A 21,088-nucleotide genomic window follows, 5' to 3' on the forward strand; every position below is an offset into this window, starting at 1 on the left:
GCAGTTGTCTCATCTTTATTGTGTTGTTTGATTAAAAATAATACAACCATTGCAGCAAACAAAATAAAAGGGAATCAATATGCGAGCGTTCACCACTCGACTAGTCATTTTTTGTCTATTAGTCTCAAGTGCCATGGTTACGACCTCTGTGGCCTATGCAGCAGATAAAGCCAATCCTCGCGCGGACTATATTCGCGCAAACTACACTAAGTATGAATACCAAATTCCAATGCGCGATGGCATTAAGTTGTTTACTTCGGTTTATATACCAAACGACGACTCTCAATCTTATCCAATGATGTTCCAACGTACCCCGTATCGTGTTGCGCCATATGGCGCTGATAACTACAAAACCTCATTGGGGCCAAGTGAGTCGTTTGAAAAAGAGAAGTTTATTTTTGTATTTCAAGACGTGCGCGGGAAGTACATGTCGGAAGGCGAATTTGTTAATATGCGACCGCAAGATGCCTACAAACGCGGAAAAGGCGCCACCGATGATGCTACTGATACCTACGACAGTATTGATTGGTTAGTTAAGAACATACCGACGAATAACGGTAAAGTGGGGATGTGGGGAACCTCTTATCCTGGTTACTACACGTCAGTTGCCTCAATTAACAGTCACCCAGCGTTAAAAGCAATATCGCCACAAGCGCCTATCGCAGACTGGTTTTTTGATGACTTTCACCGTAATGGGGCCTTTGTGACGCCAATGGCGTTTATCTTTTTTGACAGCTTTGATAAAAAACGAGCAGGCCCACAAGCACATAACGAAAAACGGATGGACTCAGTAACACCAGACGGCTATCAGTTTTTTAAAGAGCTAGGCCCATTGAGCAATGTCAATAAAAAGTATTTTAACGGCACGCGTCCCTTCTGGAACGAGTTAACGGAACATCCAAATTATGATGATTATTGGAAAGCGCGTGACGTACTGCAGCATTTGGGTAATACCAAACCTGCTACCTTAGTTGTTGGTGGTTGGTACGATACAGAAGATTTATACGGTCCACTTTATACTTATCAAACCATGTCGGATAACAATAAAAAAGACCATATCAAACTGGTGATGGGGCCTTGGTATCATGGTCAGTGGAACAGTCGTTCTGGCGGTTCTAAGCTAGGCGAAGCCAACTTTGGTTTTGATACCAGCAAATGGTTTCAAGAGGAAATTCAGCTGCCGTTTTTTAAAGAGCACTTAAAAGGCAACGCGTCGAACTCGACAAATAGTAAACAAGCTAAGGCATCGAATATCGCCACTGCGACTATTTTTGAAACGGGCAGTAATCGTTGGAGAAAGTTTGATGTTTGGCCGCCAAAAGAAGCCAAAGCTCAAACCTTATACTTAAGTGGCAATGAGTCTCTTAGTGCAAACAAGAGTGACTCTGGTGCAAGCGAATACATTAGCGATCCAAACAAACCGGTTCCACATTCTGCAAAAATAAGCCGTGGTTGGGACCGTCCTTACATGGTTGAAGATCAGCGCTTTGCAGCGCGCCGCCCTGACGTTTTAGTGTTTGAAACCGAAGTGTTGGATAACGACTTAACGTTAAGTGGTGCCATTGATTTAGACTTATGGTTTTCAACCACGCAATCGGCCGCCGATATTGTGGTGAAGCTGGTGGACGTAAAGCCAGGCAAAGATGAGACAAACAATAGAGTGGATCGTGCAACGGGCAATCGTCACGAGCTCGTTAGGTGGGGCGTGATTCGTGGGCGTTTTAGAGACAGCATGAGCGAACCAAAACCGTTTAAACCTAATACGCCAACACAGGTGAAGTTTGAACTTTATGATGTGCTGCATACCTTTAAGCGTGGCCACAAGCTGCAAATTCAAATACAAAGCAGCATGTTCCCGTTTATCGACATCAATCCTCAGAAATACGTAGATAATATTTTTGAAGCGAAAGAAAGTGATTTCAAGCGTGCCTTCCACAAAATTTATCACACCAAAAAATACCCAAGTGCGATTAAATTTAAAACCTTAAATTAGAAGGTAAAGATTGGAAGGTAAATATTAGAAGTTTTTGAATTAAATTTTTGGTCAGAAAAAGCGCCGACATCTGATAATTTATGGATGTCGGTTTTTTTAAATAACATATATATATTAGCCATTTAGTTTCCCCTAAAAAAAGCTCACTCCAAATTAGTATTTCTTTGATTTATAAACTAGGTTTTATTAATCGGTTTATTTTTGTACACAATCGTGAGAAAAATCATTAGGGAATGAAGTCATGGCAAATACAACAAAGTCGGGCGGCAAGTCGCCAAAAATAGAACCTACTCTAGATCAAACTAATTCAAACACTAGCCTGTCTGAGGATGCTGTTTTAGAGAGAGAGGACGCCATTGAAGCGGATGTAAAAACGCAAGTTGAAAGCAATGCTGTTGTTGCAAAATCACCAGGCGACTATAAGTATTTCACGGAAGATGACTTAAACAAAATTCTTCAAAACTTAGATGTATTGCGTGGCGACGTTTTACCTAAGCCGGTTGTGGCTGAAAACGCCGAGCCCGTTGAGACTAATTTCCCTTCTGTTTGTTTAATAGGGCTTGGTCGCTGTGGGTCTAACATTGCGTTAGACGTGGCTACCTTGGTGCATAACGCTCGGGTATTTTACCTTAATGACTTTCACGATGCAGAAGACAAACACAAAGAAAAAAACCGCAAAGCACTTAACTGGATACAGCGCAGTTTAAAAATTCAACCAGAAGAAGATTTACAGCCGGTATTTTTAATTGAGCCTCTGGTGATGTTGGGCGATTTAGATAAAGACATTCGTGGTCGAATTCAGTTTTCGGCTAAAAACGGTGGCATTAACTTTTTAAACGAATATACCAAATTAAAGATCATGGACTTGTCAGAAGTTCATGCAGGCGGTGCTGGTAACGCGCCAATTTTAGGCCAGTACTTAGCTAAAGTAATTTTAAATAAAGAAACGGAAAAATTTAGCAACGAAGACTGGAAGTTCATTCATTCTTACCTTATTGATTCTTGCGGTATTAAAGCCAACCAATCACGTTTGTACTTTTACATATTCAGTGCGGGAGGCGGTACCGGCTCGGGTATGGCATCTGAATTTGGACTTGCGCAGCAATACTCTTACATGAGTAAAACCTTTGATATTCGTACCGAACAAGAAATGCAGGCGCACAACCAGTCCTTTGTATTTGAACCAATATTTACCAGCGGTATTTGTATATTGCCTAACATTACTCATCGTACAGTTGAAATGTCGGAAGCCTTACACATCAATGCGGGGCGACTGTTATGTAAATACTTGTCGGAAGAGTGGAATTTTTCTTACAGCATGGATAATGACGGCAGTGACTCGGACAGCATTAAAAAGCGTATTCGTCCTTGGAATGCCATGATGTTGATCTCTAATGACATTATGCGTTACGCCGAAGAAACCGACGATTCAAATATTGGCGAAAATGACAATGGTCAGTTTATTGATGTCAACGCTATGGAGAAACATGCTAACCAATACATTAGTCAGCAAATATTTAATATCTTAACGGCACAAGCCGTGACTACGGATTACGATGAAAATTATTTTAGACGTGCCGGAATCGACATAGGCGAGACGATACGTTTAGACGCTAACGACTTATTTATGAGTCTGGCGGGACCTATTGCGGTGGCTTATGCGGAGTCGGTCGTGCGAGTGCGCGATTCCCATGAAGGAAGAGTGGGCTTTTTTGATAAATCGAGTGAAGAGCTCGACATTGATGATTTGTTTTATCGCTCAATTGATTTACCGCACTTTAATAAACAGACTACAGCAATCGAGGGTATTAGCCTGTTGCCTGTAGAGTCAGAGCGTTATAAAAGCTCACTTAAAAAGTATCGTGAAAGTGGTTATGATGCGAAACATTTAAAAGATTTACACTTCTTCAAAAACTGTTCGTCAGTGGTGTCCATTGTATCTTTACCGAAAGACTATAAATTGTCGTATATGGATTTGAACAAGCTGAAACTGCATCTAAATAGCTTGTTCCCGAATACCACGCTTAAACGCTTTGCATTGGTTATTGGTGCGTCGGCTAATTTGTCGTTAACTACGTTAGTAGCTAAAAGCCCGTGTTTAAGTGACGACTTCTTAACCCTCATTGTTTCGTACATTAAACGTTGTTTTGCAAAAGAAAACTTTGCCTTTGATGAAACCTTAGACAAAGCCATAATCGAATTTATCACCGCGCCAGAGTTTGACGAAGCTAAGTTAGAAGGCATGTTAGAAGAGTTTGAAAATCCAGCTAAGATTCTAGATACCAACTGGTTTGCCATCAAACCTATGTACGAGAAAAAGTATCGTGAGCTCATTCACGACGAAAGTAAGTTCACTTCAATAAACGACATTCGACTCAGCATCACCAGTGTCAAACAGGCGATTTACTATTTACGTAAAATCTACCGCCACCGCATTGGCAAAACAAACGTTGTGTCGCTTAACAATGTGTCTATGTTTGATGCCGACCCCGCGCCAGAAAGCAGCGCTCAAGCTGAAAGCAGCGCACCAGCAGGAAAAGGTAAGTCGAAAAAGTAGGTTTAAATATGAGTGCTTAAATAGAAAGGCCCAGCATGACTGGGCTCTTTTTATATGTGTTTAAACGTATTTGGGTTTATTCAATATTTTGGATCTGAATGTTGATTTGACTTCTCAAGTCCTTTATTTTGCTGTATTTGTGTGTATTTTAGGTTTTCTAAATTTACATTAGTAACCATATTGGTTTGCCTTTGAGTTTAGGAAACTTTAGGTACTTCTTTATTTGGTTCAAACTTATCAACGAGTTGTTTGGCTCGGGTTTTCAAGTCTTCCAGCTTTTTGAGTTTTCTAAATATTTGAAGCACCTCTTCAACAATGTCGAATGCAATTAATAAGTCCTCTTCTTCAACACCATTGGAGTGCGTGCCTTCATTCCCAATAAGCCTGATTGCATGTAGGAGTTTGGTTTCAATAGGATACTCCTCAGATAGTTCCTTTAATTGTCTTGCCAAACTATTAGGTTTTGCTTTAAGTTCCAAGCAGAATGCTTCAACAGCCTTCCTTAGTTTGTGAGCAGAACCGTTGGTATCAAAATGAAAATAACTGAATGCATTGTATAACTCTGACTTTATTGAGCTGGGGACTTCTTTGTCTAAATGGATAATAGGAATAGGTATGGAGAAATAATCTACTTTGTAGATATCTGCCTTCTTTTTTTCATTTTCGTTTTTATTAATATGTTTCTGTTTTAGACCTGAACATGAAATGTTCCCATCACAAGCGTCACACACTAAAAATGCATTAAACAGTTCAAATTTAATTTCTGGTGCATTTAGCTCTTGAAGCCCGATGAAAATACCGCTGACTATCCCCAAAACTGGGCTTGTCTCATATATTTCTTTTACATTATTATGCTTAGCCTCCTGAGCAACCCGTTTACGTTGTTGCTCTAATTTGTAATGTCGAGAAGCGAGCTTTTTATAATTTTCAGTTAATGGCCTAGTTTGGATCGAACTTTTGTCAAAATTAAGAGAGACAGAGTTGCAGAGAGGGCAGGGTAGATCTGGGTAATTTTCTATCTCTACAAAACCAAGAATTGACTTCCATGTACTGCGATTCACATTTGTTCCTTTTCTTTTTGTTGTTTCTATTAATCTTTATGTAATTCAAAAGTAATTTGAGGGAAAGTCGTAGTCACCTTCTGTGCGAATTGAGCTGCACTTTCTTTTCCCCAATTTCGTGCAACGTAGTAATCTCGTCCGTTATAAGTAAGTTCAGGTTCACGTGATACACGGTATTTTCTGTATTTCTTATTTGTTTCAGTGACTTCAGATTCGAGTTTTATTAATTGAAAGGCACATGTAGTATCCTCTCTCAAAAACTTAAAGGCTTCGTCATCTATTAAGTTATTCTGACTTAGAGTTTTGACGGTACAATAACCTATATCAGCCTTCTTGATACGAGAGTGAACTACATCGCCGTTATAGCTGATAGAATACAGGCTTCTGTCTTTTGTGCTTTCTCTTGATGCTCTCTCCTTTTGGCGTTTTTCACGGATCTTAACTTGGTAATCTTCAATTTCAGGAATAGGAATGACTGATTGAATATCCAAGAGAATTTTACCATTACTTTCATATGGATGCATTCGTACACAGCGTATTGATAAGCCATAGTCATTTAACCACATGACCGTTGTTGTCAGCTCTCTAGAAAATTCAGCAGAGGCTAAAACGATTTTTACTTCCTGTGCAAATTCATCTTCGTCTTTTTCATCCCAGCCTAAAAATTCTAATATCGATGATTCGGCATCTAAATCTATGTCATTTACTTTCAAGTAATCCGAATAGATATCAACTAAACGGTCAAACGTAAGTGTAGAAACCATTGCGGCATAACGAACCGCTTGCAGTTCCATATGGCCGCCATCTTCTGTTCGCTTAAGTTCGATTACAACGATGTTTGCTTGTTTATCAATGCCTAGTAGATCGATACGTCTGCGACTTTCATCCCATTCGCCAAACTCTTCAGCAACAACTAAAGTGTCTGGCGAAATTATCTCAATTTGATGTTTTAGCAGACGTTGTAAATCTTCACGTTCTTTTAAACCTGATTCAGAGAAGGTGGTGCGTGAAATTGTTTTAATTTCGTTGTCTGTTACTTGGTAAATTGGCATTATCCATGTACCTATTATTTCTTATAAACTTTATAAAACTAATTCGCAAAACCAATACATAATTATATCTAGTGTATGCTTTAATATTGTTAAGCAGAACTATGAATCGAACTACTAATCTAGATTCTTCTCAGCTGTTCTTGATGTCGCTTTTTCAGGCCGTACTGGCGAAATCATATCAAGGGAATCTTGTTTCGTTTATATTTGTAAACATTTAGATGTAATTGAAGCAAATTTATTTAACTTTTTTGTGCATTCGCTTCAGCATTTTGTTTACACTAATAACGAGGAATAGAATATTCTCCACCATCGTAGGTTAATTCCAATTTAACTGCTCCATGAATTAGATAGCAACTCTGCTTGTTTTAACACCAGGTCAACAGCTTCAGCGGCTTTGTCAGGTGGATATTTATAACGCTGCAATGTACGGCGCACCAGTATTTTTAATTTAGCTCGAACGCTGTCACGAACCTGCCAGTCAACTGTGGTCGATTTTCTGAGTTTGTCAGTAATTTCGACAGCAATCTTTTTAAGGATCTCATCACCAAGTTCACGTACTGCACTTTCGTTGTTGGCTAGAGCATCATAAAACGCGATTTCATCTGGATTTAACCCCAGTTCAGCCTCGCGCATCATTTCTTCCTGAAACTCTTTGGCCATTTGAATAAGTTCTTCAATGACCTGAGCTGTTTCAATGGCGCGGTTATTGTACTTTCTAAGCGTTTCTTGCAAGCGGTCTGCGTATTTCTTCTCTTGCACAACGTTATTACGTGTTTTCGCTTTAATGTCATCCTTGAGTAATTTTTCAAGTAACTCAACGGCGAGGTTGCGCTCTGGCATCTGTCGCACGTCTTCTAAAAACTCATCCGATAGCAAACCAATATTGGGTTTATCCAAGCCACAAAGTGCGAACACGTCAGCAACGCCCTCGGCAATCACGGCATTATCGAGAATCTGTTTCAGTGCCGAGTTCTTTTCTTCCTGAGTAAGCTTTTTATCAACGCTGGTAAATTTGCTGATAGCGGCCTTGATAGCAGAATAAAAGGCAATTTCTTTCCTTAATTCTTTTGCCTCATCCAAGGTACTACATAGTGAGTAAGATTTTGTTGCCGCCAACACTAAGTCTAAGAAACGCTTTTTACCATCCTCCAAGCCGAGCACATAGTTAGCGGCAGGCACCAAGAGTTTGTGCGCTTGTGATTCATAACCCGATATGTCCAAACCATCGGATTTTGGCGTTTTACCGAACATGCCTCGGATAGCATCCATTTTTTCTAAAAGGATTGAAAACGCTTCCTCTGCATTGAGTGTTGGCTCGCCTTTACCTTTAGAGTCTGTATAGATTTTTAATGCTTGCTTAAGTTCATTGGCTATTCCGATGTAATCAACGATTAGACCGCCTGGCTTATTTTTGAATACGCGGTTAACCCGAGCAATGGCCTGCATTAAGTTATGGCCCTTCATCGGTTTATCCACGTACATAGTGTTACAACAAGGCGCATCAAACCCCGTTAACCACATGTCCCTAACAATGACGAGCTTCAGTGGGTCGTTAATATCCTTAAAGCGCTTCTCTAAGCGTTTTTTGGTTTTTTTGTTATAGATATGGGGTTGCAGCAATGGCTTGTCCGAAGCAGGCCCTGTCATAACAATCTTAATCGCCCCTTTTTCAGGATCATCCGAATGCCATTCAGGACGCAATGCAACAATTTCATTATAGAGATGCGCACAGATATCACGGCTCATACCAACAATCATGGCCTTGCCATCCATAGTGGCATTGCGTGTCTCAAAGTGCTCGATCAAGTCAGCCGCAACTTGGCTTAATCTAGGAGTCGCGCCAACAAGCTTTTCAAGACGGCTCCATTCCCCTTTAGTTTTCTCACGGTTGCTGACGTCCTCTTCATCCTCGACCACTTCATCCACTTGATCGGACAACTCAGCGATTTCGGCGTGGTTCAAATCAAGCTTTGCCAAGCGAGATTCATAATAAATCGGAACCGTGGCACCATCATCTACTGCATCTTGAATGTCGTAGATGGACACATAGCCACCAAATACAGCGCGAGTGTCTTTGTCTTCTTGTGAAATGGGTGTACCAGTAAAACCAATAAAGGAAGCAGACGGTAGCGCATCGCGCATATGCTTGGCGTAACCAAACTTATATTGACCATCTGCACTTAAGGTGGCTTTCAGGCCATATTGGCTGCGGTGTGCTTCGTCTGAGATAACAACTATATTGTGACGATCATTGAGTATTGGATGATGCTTCTCGTCTTCAAGCAGGGCAAATTTTTGCACTGTGGTAAAAATGATACCGCCGGACTCTCTTTCAGCTAATAACTGTCTTAACGCATCTCGGTCAGAAGCTTGAACAGGTGTTTGCTTCAATAGCTCTACTGCGTTGCAGAAGGTGGCATAGAGCTGACCGTCTAAGTCATTGCGGTCAGTAACGACAATCAGGGTTGGGTTATTCATAGCCTTTTGCTGAAGCAACATACCGGCATAACAACACATTGAAATACTTTTTCCGCTGCCTTGAGTATGCCAAACCACACCTGCTTTTTTACTACCAGGTACAACCTCATCACCATAGGTTGCCCGCTTCTCTGTTACGCCATCAATTTGCTGAGCAGCAATGACTGTCGCCTTTACCGCTTCTCGCACAGCATGAAACTGGTGATAACCCGCAATCTTTTTGATGATCGTCTCACCATCTGTTTCAAACAATACAAAAAATCGTATGTAATCCAGCAACAACTCGCGGTCAAAGAAACCGCGAACCATGGTTTCTAGTTGCCACTCCAGTAGCGGTTTGTCATCTTCATTTTTAATGGTACGCCAAGGCATAAAACGCTCTTGGTTAGCAGTTAGAGAGCCTACCCGAGCGGTGTAACCATCACTGACAACTAACGCCTCATTGAAGATGAAAAGGTCTGAAACTTCATCTTTATAGGTTTGCAGCTGATTAAAGGCATCCCAAATATCGGCATTTTCATCGCTTGGGCTTTTCAGCTCAAGCACAGCAATCGGTAAGCCGTTGATAAAACAAATGACATCAGGCCGACGTGGCTGTTTAGTGCCTGTAATGGTGAACTGATTGACAACTGAAAAGGTGTTGTTGTTTAGATTATCGAAATCAATGATAAAAGCATGGTCAGTTACTGGCTCGCCATCCTCTTTTTTGTATTCAACAGGCACACCCTCCAATAACAAGCGATGAAATGCGCGGTTATTGGTTATTAAATCCAAGCTTTCAGGCTTTAAAACAATCGCTTTAAACTGCTCGAAGCAATGTTCTATCTGCGCGGCAGGTAAGTGTTTATTAACCGTTTCAAATGCCGCTCTAAGTTGCTCATCCAATACCACTTGCGCGTAGTCATTACGCAGTGGGTTATCGCTATCTGGCGCAATATCAGGGCCATGCAAAACATCCCAACCACCTTCGTTGAACCAGTCTAAGCAGAGATTTTCTAGTTGTTCTTCGTTCATTGGTTACTCCCTCCACCAACAACTTCCAAAATATTCTCGACGATGGTATCTCTCGCATTAACGGGGTAACCATATTTACGTAATAATACGCGGGTAGCATTTTTCATTTCGGCTTGCACCGTGTCGCGGGCTTGCCAATCGACAACCATCGACTTTGAAAGGTATTTATTTAGCTCATCGGCAATTAGCTGAACGCGACTCGGTTCTACCTTTTGGCTTTCTGGTGTGGATTTTAGTAATTCGAGGATGGAACCAGCATTTTGGCTAAGAGGCAGTGCTGTTTGCTCTGGTAGGGCCGATGCTTCAGTCGCAGGCTCGCGGGCAGCCACAACTTGCTTGCTCTGCAAGGCTTTATCACGCTCAACCTCTGCCATAAAGATATTGCAATAATCAGCCGCACCAATTAAATCAGGAAATAAGCTAGCATGGTGAACATTCATGCGCCTTAGGTGTTTTAAACACTCTTGTTGTTCTTCGTTTTTGATGTACACCTTGCAGATATATTTAGCGAGAATGCCCGCTTGCTCTCCCTCAGCCGCAGTTTTTAGTTCGTCATCTGGAAAATCGTCATTGGTTAACACTTCGGTTAACTTGTTTTCAATAGTGGCGTCATAAGGCGAAAAGGTAAACAGCCCTGCTTGGCTCACCAAGCGCCCATGATCATCTTTTTTCGGCTCAAATACACGAATATCCGAGCAAAGTTCATCATCCGATATAAAACTTTTATTTAGGATATAAACGGCCCGATAAGGGTTGTCTTTTTCGTCTGTTTGATCTTCTTTGGCGAAAGCAAAAAACAAAGCTACATAAGGTGAGTAGGTCCAATCTAGCAATGGCGTCATCAAACCGTGATGCTGACCGATTGACCATAGTTCATCATGCTCACGCTCATTTTCATCATCGAGCAATGAGTGGTCTGCAATACGACCTCTAATGGCCTTACGGAACAAATCTAGCTGCTGTTTTGCAATCTCTTCTGTTACAATGCCATTATCGGTAACACGAGCTAACGTTGGTGTCATCTCCCAATCAAAGCGACGGTGGCCACGAAAAATAGATTGCTGGTCAATACGATTAAAAAACGGGCTTTCCAGCAAAGAAGAAAAATCGCGCCAATGCTCTACACGAGTAACCGGAATTCGACCACTAACGTGATCAGCCGTAATTTCGAAACTTTGGCTTGGACTTTCACTATTCCATAGGGGGATTTTATCCCAATAAGAAGTTGAGGTTGTCATGCAACAACCTCACTCGCTAAGTCTATTTCGCCGGAAAGTAATTTAGGGAGTAGCGCATCACGAAGAAGCTCTAGTTGTTTAGACTCACGCCTCAATGATTCGATCATCAAGTACTTAGTGGTAACTAATTCTGTATAGCTTTCTGCCAGTTTTTTTGATGGAAGAACAATGTCTTTAATAATGAACTCAGACCAGTGACGTCGATACTCTTGGAACTCTTGCTTTCCTTGAATTGCGAAGTAGGTCCAAATAGTTGGCCGTACAGATCCTTTCAAAGGAATAACGTTCGAAGATATATCGAAGCTTGAGCAAGATAAATGTGTTATACAAGTGTGATCACCAAAAATAAAAATAGGATCTTTGGGATTTGCTTCAAAGCCAGCATCATCATTGTGAAAACCAAGAAGAATACTAGCTCCTTGCTCATAGACAGGAGTCTTGCCATGAGGCTCAACCTGTTTCTTGCTGTATCGTTTATTTGGTTTTAATCTTTTAACTATGTCACCAATTCGAACTACATCCCACCCCTCTGGTATCCCACCAAGTTCAGAGTCTTGCATTGCCGCAGGAAATAGGGAAGCGGTTTGGGCAAGTTTGTTAAATGCCTCGAAATTGCTGGCTTTTAAACCGCTTAGCTCATCAAGTGTTTTGGCAGAAATAACACGCATGGCAGCGAGCTCTGCATCGTCAGCGCTACCACCCGCTGCCAAAGCTTCAATTTTGGCTTTGACCGGATCAAAATCGACAAACCAGCTTTTGAAGATTGCTTGAGCGATTTGTTCTAAGGTTTGGCTGGTTTGGGTGTTGTTTTTTTGCTTAGTATTTAGGTTAAAAGCCAAATCATTTATAACCCTTAAACTATCTTTATCTGGCCAGAAGATAACAGCATCTTCAATTTCTTTCGGATTAAATGCTGGGTAAGTACCACCATCTGCAACTCGGACAAGATGTTCGTTAAATAGTTCTGAAGTAATAACACTATACAAATACCATTCTGTTCCTGTCGCAATCGCTGAAACTACAACAAAACCTGTTGAGGCTATCCAGTTTTCATGAACTTCATCCAAAAAAACATACTGTTTTAAATTTGGTCTAACAGTTGACATAATGAAGTCATTCTTTTTGACTATTCTCTTGGCTCTAGACGGAGCATCGGCATAAATCATATGTTTTGGAGGCTCGAACGAACCATTAGAAACCGATGAGATATCGATATAATATATTTCGTCAGGAGCATCTTTTTTTCTGATGGTGTTTGCATTAACTGTTGCTACATCACTAATTTTTTTATATCTCCATCCCTTTGGCAATGGCAAGTTATGCTCTCTAATATCAAAACTCATAATTAATCCCTGCCAGATTTTCCTTAATTGCCTTTTCTAATCGGTCAGACTCTTCAAACTGAGATTTTAATTGCGCGGTTAATCGCTGCATCTTCTCTGGGAAAGGCTCGCTATCTTCCTCAGCATCGGCTGCGCCCACATAGCGTCCTGGTGTTAGCACATAATCATGCTTTTTCATGTCTTGAAGTTTGGCGCTGAAGCAAAAACCTTTTTCGTCTTCATAGTCTGTACCAGCTTGCCAAGCATGAAATGTATTCGCGATTCTTTTAATATCTGTTGGATCAAAATCGCGCAATACACGATCTTTCATAAAACCGAGGTTGCGGGCATCAATAAACAACGTTTCACCACGGCGATCGCGCTTGCCTTTTTGACCTGGTGCCGTGCCACCTTTTTTGTTTTTGGTTAAAAACCAAATACAGGCGGGAATTTGCGTGTTGGTGAACAGTTGCCCTGGCAAGGCCACCATACATTCGACAAGATCTTCCTCAATCAATGCTTTACGAATTTCCCCTTCATTGTTGGTATTCGAGCTCATGGAACCATTAGCGAGTAATAAGCCCATTGATCCGTTATCGTTAAGGTGATGCAGCATGTGCTGTATCCAGCCGTAGTTGGCATTACCTTGCGGCGGAGTGCCATATTTCCAGCGGATATCCCCCTCTAATTTAGCATGCCACCAGTCTTTGATATTAAACGGTGGGTTAGCCATCACAAAATCAGCACGTAGGTCGGGATGTTGATCATCTAGGAAGGTATCGGCGTTCTTTTTACCAAAGTTAAAGTCGATACCGCGAATCGCCATATTCATGGCGGCTAACTTCCAAGTCGTCGGGTTACTTTCTTGACCATAAACAGAAATATGCTTGCGCTGTTCAGCTGCGTTGTAATGTTTATCAGCGGCATGAGCTTCGATGAACTTATCATTGCTCACAAAGAAGCCACCGGCCCCCATTGCCGGATCATAGACTCGGCCTTGATATGGCTGTAGCATTTCAACGATCAAGGTTACGATACTTTTGGGGGTGTAATATTGACCACCTTGTTTGCCTTCGGCTAAAGCGAATTGCCCCAAGAAGTACTCATAGACATGGCCCAAAATGTCTTTGCTGTGCAGATCGAGCTTTTCGCCGTTGTGAACTGGGTTATGAAATTGAGTCTTAGAAAACTCATTAATTAACGCGATTAAATTTTCATTTGATACTTCATAGCGTCCAACTCTCGGCAAAACACCTTTTAGCTTTGGGTTTGCCAGCTTGTCGTCAACTTTAAAGGTTTCGATTGCTTCTAAGGCATTGTCGATTAACTTGGATAGAGAAGTAAGCTTAAATGTTTCACCATGCTCTAATTCAATGTCATCACCAATGGATCTTGCTGCGGTGCTTTTAAGAAACTCCCAGCGAGATTGTTTAGGCACCCAGAAAACGTTTTTTTCCTGATAATACTCATGCAGCTCTAACTCTGCGTTTACTGCTTCGTTATATTCTTCTTCAGAGTCGTAATCTTCACGTGGCATAAAGTAGATGTTGTCGTCGCTATCATCTTTTGTGAACAACGTACGCAACTCTTGTTGGCGCTCTTCAAATGCGTCTGACACATACTTTAAAAAGATGATCCCTAGTACGACGTGTTTATAGTTAGCGGCATCAAGGTTATTGCGTAATTTGTCTGCTGCAGACCAGAGCTTTTGATCGAGTTCTTTTAAAAATTGCTGTTCTAAATTATTCATGTATGACCCAATAATGATTTGATGCGGTTGTAATTAACTTATTTGAGAAATTAATACCATTCTGGAAGTATGTGGACTGTTGTTTTCAATAACGATCTGTCTTCCATGTCAATTGCAATATCAAACTTAAGTTTAAGAGTTATAAACTTAGAGCTCAATTCTATATTCTATGTAAGCTCATAGAGTACTACAAACTAAGTCAATATTAATAGTAGTTACAACAAATTGAAAATTATGGAATTGTTAATTGGTATCCGGGTTAGTAACCTTTTTTTGAAATCGGCAAGCTAGGTGTCTATGAATTCAGGGGAAGATCATCCATCATCATTCCTTTTGTGTAAAATTACCGCCTAGTTCCGAAGCAAACAATTGTTGGCTAAACAGTGGCAAATAAATTTAACCATTTAAATTAAAACAAAAAAGTAGCTCTATCTCTGTGTGGAAACTCGAAGTTAATCATCCTGACTTGTCTTTAGTGACCAGCCAGGGGTATACAAAATAGAAGAATCTGAAACCTGTCTTTTAACAGTTCTTTGATCAACCTTTATGTCATTCCTACTGATTTTTGGAGCCTTAAAGGAAGGCTGGAGGCCATAGCCTATTTTTACATCACCCAAACTTGGTTGGGACTTAGGCTTTAGTGCCTTTTCAGCGTAATGACTGGTAACTAAATCCTTATTAGATTTATTATTGGGTTGCTCTAGTACAGGTGAGTTTTTTCTTAATTCGTTATTAAGGCCTGATTTGTTTTTAGGCTTTTGAGTACGTTCCACTAGCCCGAATTTAGACTCGTAAAAATATGTGTTATGCGTAATTTTCTTGTCATAAACTTCAGCATTCTCTTGGCTTATATAGGGATTATCAGAAAAATAATAATAGTCAAAATAATTTTTAGAAAACCAATCTCTTGCCTCAGCCATGACTTCATTGACTTTTTGATTGGTTATCTTCCCAGGATAAACCTGGGCAAATTTAATATGATTTTTGATGAAAATAATATTGTCGAAGTGAAGAGGATCTCTATTTGGGCTTATCAATGAAGGGGTGAACTTTCCGATATATGCTTTGGCCCATTGTAGAATCTTTTCTGCATTTTTTATTCTAAGAGTGGATAATGACCTTCGAGTTAAGTTAAATGCTCTGTTTATTGCTTCGGTCGACCCTCTATTTTGCAAATACTTAAGCATTCCATAATCAATGTCACGGAACAGTTCCTCCAAAATAAGCTGTTCTTTAATGCTTAACTCACTGAAATTAAACATGTTTTAATCCTCTATTATTCCTTTAAAACGCTTAAATCGAATTTTTTAAATTAAACATTATTTAATGTAGGTCAGCAAGACGTATTTAAATCCGCTATCTTTAAACTATTATCGGTTCGATTACCGACGATAGTTTTTGTAGTGCTTTTTTTCTGTCTTCAAAGTAGTCATGTCTGTCATATACACCAGCAACTCCTTTAATCTTATGATAAAGGCAACGCTCCGCTATGTCGTTAGCAGTGCCTAATTCAGAAAGTAAACTGCGGAATGTGCGTCTAAAGTCATGTACCGTAAAATGTTTAATTCCAGCGTCACCAAGAAAGTTTGGATAATTGCTCTTTTTTGAATAGCTTTTGGGGCCAAATAATTTTGATAGAGCATGATTTATGGTGTCATCCGAAATATATTCTCTATTTTTACTTTTTCTTCTAGAAGGGAATAAGTAGCTTGAACCAGCAGATCGGACTTTAAGCTCTTTTAATAAGGTGATTACGAGCTCGGGTAGAGGAATTACATTCTCAGAACCTGTTTTGTCCTCTCTTCTTCTAGCTTCCAAACCCCTTTCTCTAGGTCAAACTCTTCCCACTTTGCAGCTGTAAGTTCAGTTTTTCTTACCCCAGGACTAAGTAACAGTGATATTGCGAGGTAATTGTCCCTGACAAACATATCTTGGTTTTGTCGAAAAATCTCGAAGACAGTTTTCAACTCAGAAAAAGAGAGGACTATTGCTCGACTTTTTTGTACTCCACCAGCATCGGCTGGCTTAAATGCAGTAGCAGGGTTGTTGTTAGCTAAATCCAATTTACAAGCATGGTTAAACAACTTTTTACAGCATAACAAGGTCTTATTTGCGATAGAAGGGCGGTTGCTTTTTGTCACCTTGTCTATTATTCCTTTTATGTCCCTTGCATTTACATGACTAATTGTTAGGTCACCAATAAGAGGCCGTATCTCTTTTTCATAGTACCGTTTTGTTATTTCGGGGTGTTTTAAGTTTCTAACTAAATATTTATACCAGTCGTCAACAGTTCGAATTTTAACGGAATCGGCTCTAGCCTTTTCAGCCAAGGGATCTACTCCCTCTCTAACTTTCTGAATCAATGATGACGATTTATGCTTTGCAGTTGCAAGACTCATTGCAGGATAGGAGCCACCTTCAATACGCATAAACTTTCTTTTGTTGTTGATACTATAACGAACTTCCCAATAGGCCTTCCCTATTGTTTGAACTCTGATGTAAAGGTTGTCCGCGACTGCTTTTCGCCCTTTCGTTTGATCTTTCAAAAAAGATTTTATTTGTTTATCGTTCATATAATTCCATGCAGTGGTTACTAATTTCTTTTAATTGATATTTAGGGTGGTTACTAACCGTTCTAGTAACCAGTTTAGTAACCACTAAATTGTTAACTTAGGGCAACAATAAGAAACGCTATATAATAAAAAACCCCGCAATAACGAGGTTTTTCAGTGTTTTATGAATTGATGGAAACGGTTGGAAACTCTATTCGATATTCTGGATCTGCTCACGCATTTGCTCAATAAGCACTTTCAATTCTACCGCTGCATTTGTAACGTCTGCATTAATAGACTTCGATGCTAATGTATTTGCTTCGCGGTTAAACTCTTGCATCATAAAATCTAAGCGTCGGCCACAGGCGCCGCCTTTTTTCATTATTTTTTGGGTTTCGCTCACGTGCGACTTTAAGCGGTCTAGTTCTTCCGCTACGTCGGTTTTCTGGGCAAGGTAAATCAATTCTTGCTCTAGGCGAGCTTCATCAATATCGACTTTAGCGTCGGCGAGTTTGTTTTGAAGACGTTCTTTTTGCCATTCCATAATCGCAGGCATGTGTTGTTCGACTATCGCGGCTTGCTCAAGAATGTTTTCTAGGCGGGTATCAATCATGACTTTAAGGTTGGCACCTTCGCTGCCACGGGCTTCGATGAAGTCTTTTACTAGGCCATCAAAACCGGCAAGTATTTGCTTTTGAACTTCGTTCATGTCGGTTTCTTCAGCTTCCATCACGCCTGGCCACTTAAGAATATCGAGCGGGTTCAATTCGCCATTTGACGCTTCTGTTAAAATCCAATTTGCACTATCAATAAGCTGTTTCGCTAACTTTTTGTTTACCGTGAGTTGACTGATGGCTGATGGATTTGCCGTGTACTTTAAAAATACCTCAACTTTACCGCGTTGTAATTTTTTTCGAAGGCGTTCACGCAGTACCGCTTCTAACGAACGAAACTGTTCAGGAAGACGAATATAGGTTTCTAAATAACGTTGGTTAACAGATCGGATCTCCCACACTGCAGTGCCCCAATCGCCTTTTATCTCTTGTCTTGCGTATGCCGTCATGCTTTGAATCACAACAAATCCCTAACTTTTAATTTGAAATCAATTTACGAATAGTATAAACATGACTTATGGGTTCTCACAGGTTAATTTAGAAATTTTTGAGAACGTTGCTGTAATGGGGTGAATTAGTATTTATAAAACATTAATCATTGTTGTAGTTATGGGTTTTTATGTAGCCTCTGCCAATTCATTTCCTCTAACCTTAAACAACACTGGCAACACAATTATAAAAAATACTGATAATGACGTCGGTGTATCCTGTCCTGTTCCAAAACAACTGGTTTTTTCCTCGCTTAGACACCCAAAAATTCAAAAAGACATTCAACCCGTTTTAAAGCGTGCTTATAAACGACTAGGAATAGAAGTTGATTTTGTTGTGACCAGTTCCTATCGAGACTTATTATTAGTTTCTGAGAATAAGCTGATGGGGAGTGCGGCTTTTGCCGAAGATATCATCGACACAGTACCAAATGTGTTGCCCGTGTATCCGCCATTAACGGCGATGTCATATGTTTTACTGTGTCAAAAAGGGGTGGTTTGCGACAGTAGTATTTTTAATAATAGCGATAATCCAGAGGCGATAGTGGTGTCTACTGCGATGTCGAAAGGACTAAAAGATCATTACCCTCAGATTCGAGATGATCGCTTAACTACAACGAATGAAGTTAAAAATGTCATACGCTATCTAAAAGAAAACCGGGTTAATTACGGTATCTATCCTATATCTGACAAAACCAAAGGTGGGCTAAAAGAAATCCCGCCGAACGTAAACTATTCTATTTTATATGACTTACAAACTTTTCACGTAATTAGTAAGCAAATTTCCTGTCTATTACCTAAAATAGAGTTCGCACTGCGTGAAGAATTACACAAATTTAAGTAATTACTTTAATTTGTCGCTTTTTTAGTCAAAAAAGGTCGCTATTGTCTTAAAAAAAGCGTATGATTCGCGCCCTTTTGAATTCCCCCACAGACAGGCTAAGCTCAATTGAACACGTTGCAACACGGTTGCAGGCGTAAATGGTAATTGAGTGATGATGGACTACGCGTGAAGTTGGGGTAGAGATGTGAGTAATAAAATGACAGAAAATGTAACCCCAAAGTTTGTTGACTTAGGTTTATCCCCAGCAGTTTTAGAAGCCGTTCAACACGTAGGTTATGAGACCCCTTCACCAATCCAAGCCGAATGTATTCCGCATATTTTAAATGGCCATGATATTTTAGGTATCGCACAAACAGGTACTGGTAAAACAGCCGCTTTTGCATTGCCAACTTTGTGCCACTTAGACCCAAAGATTAATTCGCCGCAAATTTTAGTATTAGCCCCGACTCGTGAATTAGCGATTCAGGTAGCAGAAGCGTTTACGACTTATGCTGAAAAGTTAGATGGTTTCCACGTATTACCAATTTACGGTGGTCAAGATTTCCGTACGCAGCTTCGTGCCCTTAAGCGTGGTGTTCACGTTGTTGTTGGTACGCCTGGTCGTGTTATGGACCATATGCGCCGTGAAACGTTAGACTTATCTAACCTTAAAACAATTGTTCTTGATGAAGCTGACGAAATGTTACGCATGGGCTTCATTGATGATGTTGAGTGGATCATGGAACACGTTCCTGATGCAGCGCAAATCGCGTTATTCTCAGCAACAATGCCTGCGCCAATCTTAAAAGTGACGCAGAAGTATCTTAAAGATCCTAAAGAAGTTCGCATTAAGCCTAAATCAGCAAGTCACTCTAACATTACGCAACAGTACTGGATTGTGAACAACAACCAGAAGCTAGACGTATTAACGCGTTTATTAGAGTTAACTGAGTTTGATGGCATGATCATCTTTACCAAGACTCGTCAAAGCACGTCTGAGCTAGCGGATAAATTATCTGCACGCGGTCACGCAGCTGCGGCGCTTAACGGTGATATGAATCAGTCGCACCGTGAACAGTGTATCGAATCACTTAAATCAGGTCGTTTAGATATCATTATTGCAACAGACGTTGCTGCACGTGGTATCGACGTTGAGCGTGTAAGCCACGTAATCAACTATGACTTACCATATGATGTTGAGTCTTATGTTCACCGTGTTGGTCGTACAGGTCGTGCGGGTCGTAAAGGTAATGCAATCTTATTTGCTACACCACGCGAGCGCCGTCTTCTTAAGACGATTGAACGTGAAACTAAACAAACAATTTTACCTTATGAGCCACCTTCAAATGAAGAAGTAACTGCATTACGCGTTGCTGCATTTAAAGAGAAGATCGCTGATGTTATTGGTGGGCAGGATTTAGATTTCTTCAACAACTTAATTAGTGAGTTTGCTGCAGAATCAAATCAAGACGTAGCAACAGTTGCAGCTGCCTTAGCCCTTATGGCTCAATCAGAAGCTCCATTAATTGTGACTGGCCGTGGCATGCCGGGCAACAACAAATTTGACGATAGTCGTGGTGACCGCGGTGATCGTGGCGGACGCGGTGAAGGCCGTGGTCGTGACAGAGAACGCGGTGGTCGTGGTGAAGGTCGTGAGCGTGGCGGACGCGGAGATCGTGATCCTGGCGTTAAAATGCAAGCTTACCGTATCGAAGTTGGCCGTGAACACGGTGCAACGCCTCGTGATATCGTTGGTGCAATTGCAAACGAAGCAAACCTTAACTCGAAGTTTATTGGTAACATCAAGTTAATGCCTGGCTTCTCAGTTGTTGAGCTACCTGCTGATATGCCTGCTGAAACTCAACAGAAGTTAAAGCAAACTAAAGTTCGTAACCAAGTATTAGACATCAAAGTTGACCCACGTGGCGGCGAAGGTGTTGGTGGTCGCGGCGGTGAAGGTCGTGGTCGTGGAGAGCGTGGTGGACGCGGTCGTGATGATCGTGGCGGACGTGGCGGTGAAGGTCGTGGACGTGGCGGCGAAGGTCGTGGACGTGGTGCTGAAGGCCGAGGTCGTGGTGGCGAAGGTCATCGTGGTCGTCGTTCAGAGAACAAACCTCGCGACTAATCACAGCGTGTAAACAATAAC

The 21,088-nt window shown here is 40.8% G+C and carries 14 protein-coding genes; 4 read left to right on the plus strand and 10 right to left on the minus strand.

The features are described from left to right. The first annotated feature begins 79 nt into the window (after positions 1-79). Both J9318_RS03270 and J9318_RS03275 read left to right on the plus strand, forming a co-directional pair. On the plus strand, positions 80-1,993 hold the full coding sequence (locus J9318_RS03270; RefSeq protein WP_210561118.1) for a CocE/NonD family hydrolase: 1,914 nt from the start codon (positions 80-82) through the stop codon (positions 1,991-1,993). A gap of 241 nt (positions 1,994-2,234) precedes the next feature. Continuing rightward, positions 2,235-4,550, plus strand: a complete 2,316-nt coding sequence (locus J9318_RS03275) for a hypothetical protein (protein WP_244731842.1) — start codon at positions 2,235-2,237, stop codon at positions 4,548-4,550. 197 nt (positions 4,551-4,747) lie between these two features. On the opposite strand, the gene J9318_RS03280 is transcribed toward J9318_RS03275, so the two are convergent. From J9318_RS03280 to J9318_RS03320, 10 genes are all read right to left on the minus strand, one after another. Continuing rightward, positions 4,748-5,611, minus strand: coding sequence for a DUF4145 domain-containing protein (locus J9318_RS03280; RefSeq protein WP_210561119.1), 864 nt, complete (start codon positions 5,609-5,611; stop codon positions 4,748-4,750). Positions 5,612-5,640: 29 nt separating this feature from the next. Continuing rightward, the gene (locus J9318_RS03285; RefSeq protein ID WP_210561120.1) at positions 5,641-6,663 is read right to left on the minus strand and encodes a PDDEXK family nuclease; all 1,023 of its coding nucleotides are present in this window, start codon (positions 6,661-6,663) and stop codon (positions 5,641-5,643) included. 327 nt (positions 6,664-6,990) lie between these two features. Then, the gene (locus tag J9318_RS03290) at positions 6,991-10,155 is read right to left on the minus strand and encodes a type I restriction endonuclease subunit R (RefSeq protein ID WP_210561121.1); all 3,165 of its coding nucleotides are present in this window, start codon (positions 10,153-10,155) and stop codon (positions 6,991-6,993) included. After that, positions 10,152-11,393: an FRG domain-containing protein gene (locus tag J9318_RS03295; protein ID WP_210561122.1), complete on the minus strand. Its 1,242-nt coding sequence runs from the start codon at positions 11,391-11,393 to the stop codon at positions 10,152-10,154. The genes J9318_RS03290 and J9318_RS03295 overlap by 4 nt, the downstream gene beginning before the upstream one ends. Then, on the minus strand, positions 11,390-12,736 hold the full coding sequence (locus J9318_RS14010; RefSeq protein WP_244731847.1) for a restriction endonuclease subunit S domain-containing protein: 1,347 nt from the start codon (positions 12,734-12,736) through the stop codon (positions 11,390-11,392). The genes J9318_RS03295 and J9318_RS14010 overlap by 4 nt, the downstream gene beginning before the upstream one ends. Then, positions 12,726-14,465: a type I restriction-modification system subunit M gene (locus J9318_RS03305; RefSeq protein WP_210561123.1), complete on the minus strand. Its 1,740-nt coding sequence runs from the start codon at positions 14,463-14,465 to the stop codon at positions 12,726-12,728. Before J9318_RS03305 ends, J9318_RS14010 begins: the two co-directional genes overlap by 11 nt. Before the next feature lie 452 nt (positions 14,466-14,917). Next, on the minus strand, positions 14,918-15,727 hold the full coding sequence (locus tag J9318_RS03310; protein ID WP_210561124.1) for a hypothetical protein: 810 nt from the start codon (positions 15,725-15,727) through the stop codon (positions 14,918-14,920). Positions 15,728-15,827: 100 nt separating this feature from the next. Next, positions 15,828-16,283 (minus strand): tyrosine-type recombinase/integrase, encoded by a 456-nt coding sequence (locus J9318_RS14015; protein WP_244731850.1) that lies wholly within the window; start codon positions 16,281-16,283, stop codon positions 15,828-15,830. Then, positions 16,238-17,038, minus strand: coding sequence for a tyrosine-type recombinase/integrase (locus J9318_RS03315; protein ID WP_244731853.1), 801 nt, complete (start codon positions 17,036-17,038; stop codon positions 16,238-16,240). Before J9318_RS03315 ends, J9318_RS14015 begins: the two co-directional genes overlap by 46 nt. Before the next feature lie 190 nt (positions 17,039-17,228). Then, on the minus strand, positions 17,229-18,092 hold the full coding sequence (locus J9318_RS03320) for a YicC/YloC family endoribonuclease (RefSeq protein WP_210561125.1): 864 nt from the start codon (positions 18,090-18,092) through the stop codon (positions 17,229-17,231). Between the two features lie 148 nt (positions 18,093-18,240). Between J9318_RS03320 and J9318_RS03325 the strand changes: the two genes are divergently transcribed. Then, positions 18,241-18,963 carry a hypothetical protein gene (locus tag J9318_RS03325; protein WP_210561126.1) on the plus strand — a complete coding sequence of 241 codons (723 nt, stop codon included), beginning with the start codon at positions 18,241-18,243 and terminating at the stop codon, positions 18,961-18,963. A gap of 196 nt (positions 18,964-19,159) precedes the next feature. Continuing rightward, positions 19,160-21,067, plus strand: coding sequence for a DEAD/DEAH box helicase (locus J9318_RS03330; protein WP_210561127.1), 1,908 nt, complete (start codon positions 19,160-19,162; stop codon positions 21,065-21,067). Positions 21,068-21,088 lie beyond the last annotated feature (21 nt).

It is taken from the genome of Psychrosphaera aestuarii, from assembly GCF_017948405.1.
Taxonomy (GTDB): Bacteria; Pseudomonadota; Gammaproteobacteria; order Enterobacterales; family Alteromonadaceae; genus Psychrosphaera; species Psychrosphaera aestuarii.

Coding starts and splice junctions, on each gene's coding strand:
- J9318_RS03290 (WP_210561121.1), bottom strand. CDS start 10,155: ATGAACGAAGAACAACTAGAAAATCTCTGCTTAGACTGGTTCAACGAA.
- J9318_RS03325 (WP_210561126.1), top strand. CDS start 18,241: ATGGGTTTTTATGTAGCCTCTGCCAATTCATTTCCTCTAACCTTAAAC.
- J9318_RS03275 (WP_244731842.1), top strand. CDS start 2,235: ATGGCAAATACAACAAAGTCGGGCGGCAAGTCGCCAAAAATAGAACCT.
- J9318_RS03285 (WP_210561120.1), bottom strand. CDS start 6,663: ATGCCAATTTACCAAGTAACAGACAACGAAATTAAAACAATTTCACGC.
- J9318_RS03270 (WP_210561118.1), top strand. CDS start 80: ATGCGAGCGTTCACCACTCGACTAGTCATTTTTTGTCTATTAGTCTCA.
- J9318_RS03310 (WP_210561124.1), bottom strand. CDS start 15,727: ATGTTTAATTTCAGTGAGTTAAGCATTAAAGAACAGCTTATTTTGGAG.
- J9318_RS03305 (WP_210561123.1), bottom strand. CDS start 14,465: ATGAATAATTTAGAACAGCAATTTTTAAAAGAACTCGATCAAAAGCTC.
- J9318_RS03315 (WP_244731853.1), bottom strand. CDS start 17,038: ATGAACGATAAACAAATAAAATCTTTTTTGAAAGATCAAACGAAAGGG.
- J9318_RS03330 (WP_210561127.1), top strand. CDS start 19,160: ATGACAGAAAATGTAACCCCAAAGTTTGTTGACTTAGGTTTATCCCCA.
- J9318_RS14010 (WP_244731847.1), bottom strand. CDS start 12,736: ATGAGTTTTGATATTAGAGAGCATAACTTGCCATTGCCAAAGGGATGG.
- J9318_RS03295 (WP_210561122.1), bottom strand. CDS start 11,393: ATGACAACCTCAACTTCTTATTGGGATAAAATCCCCCTATGGAATAGT.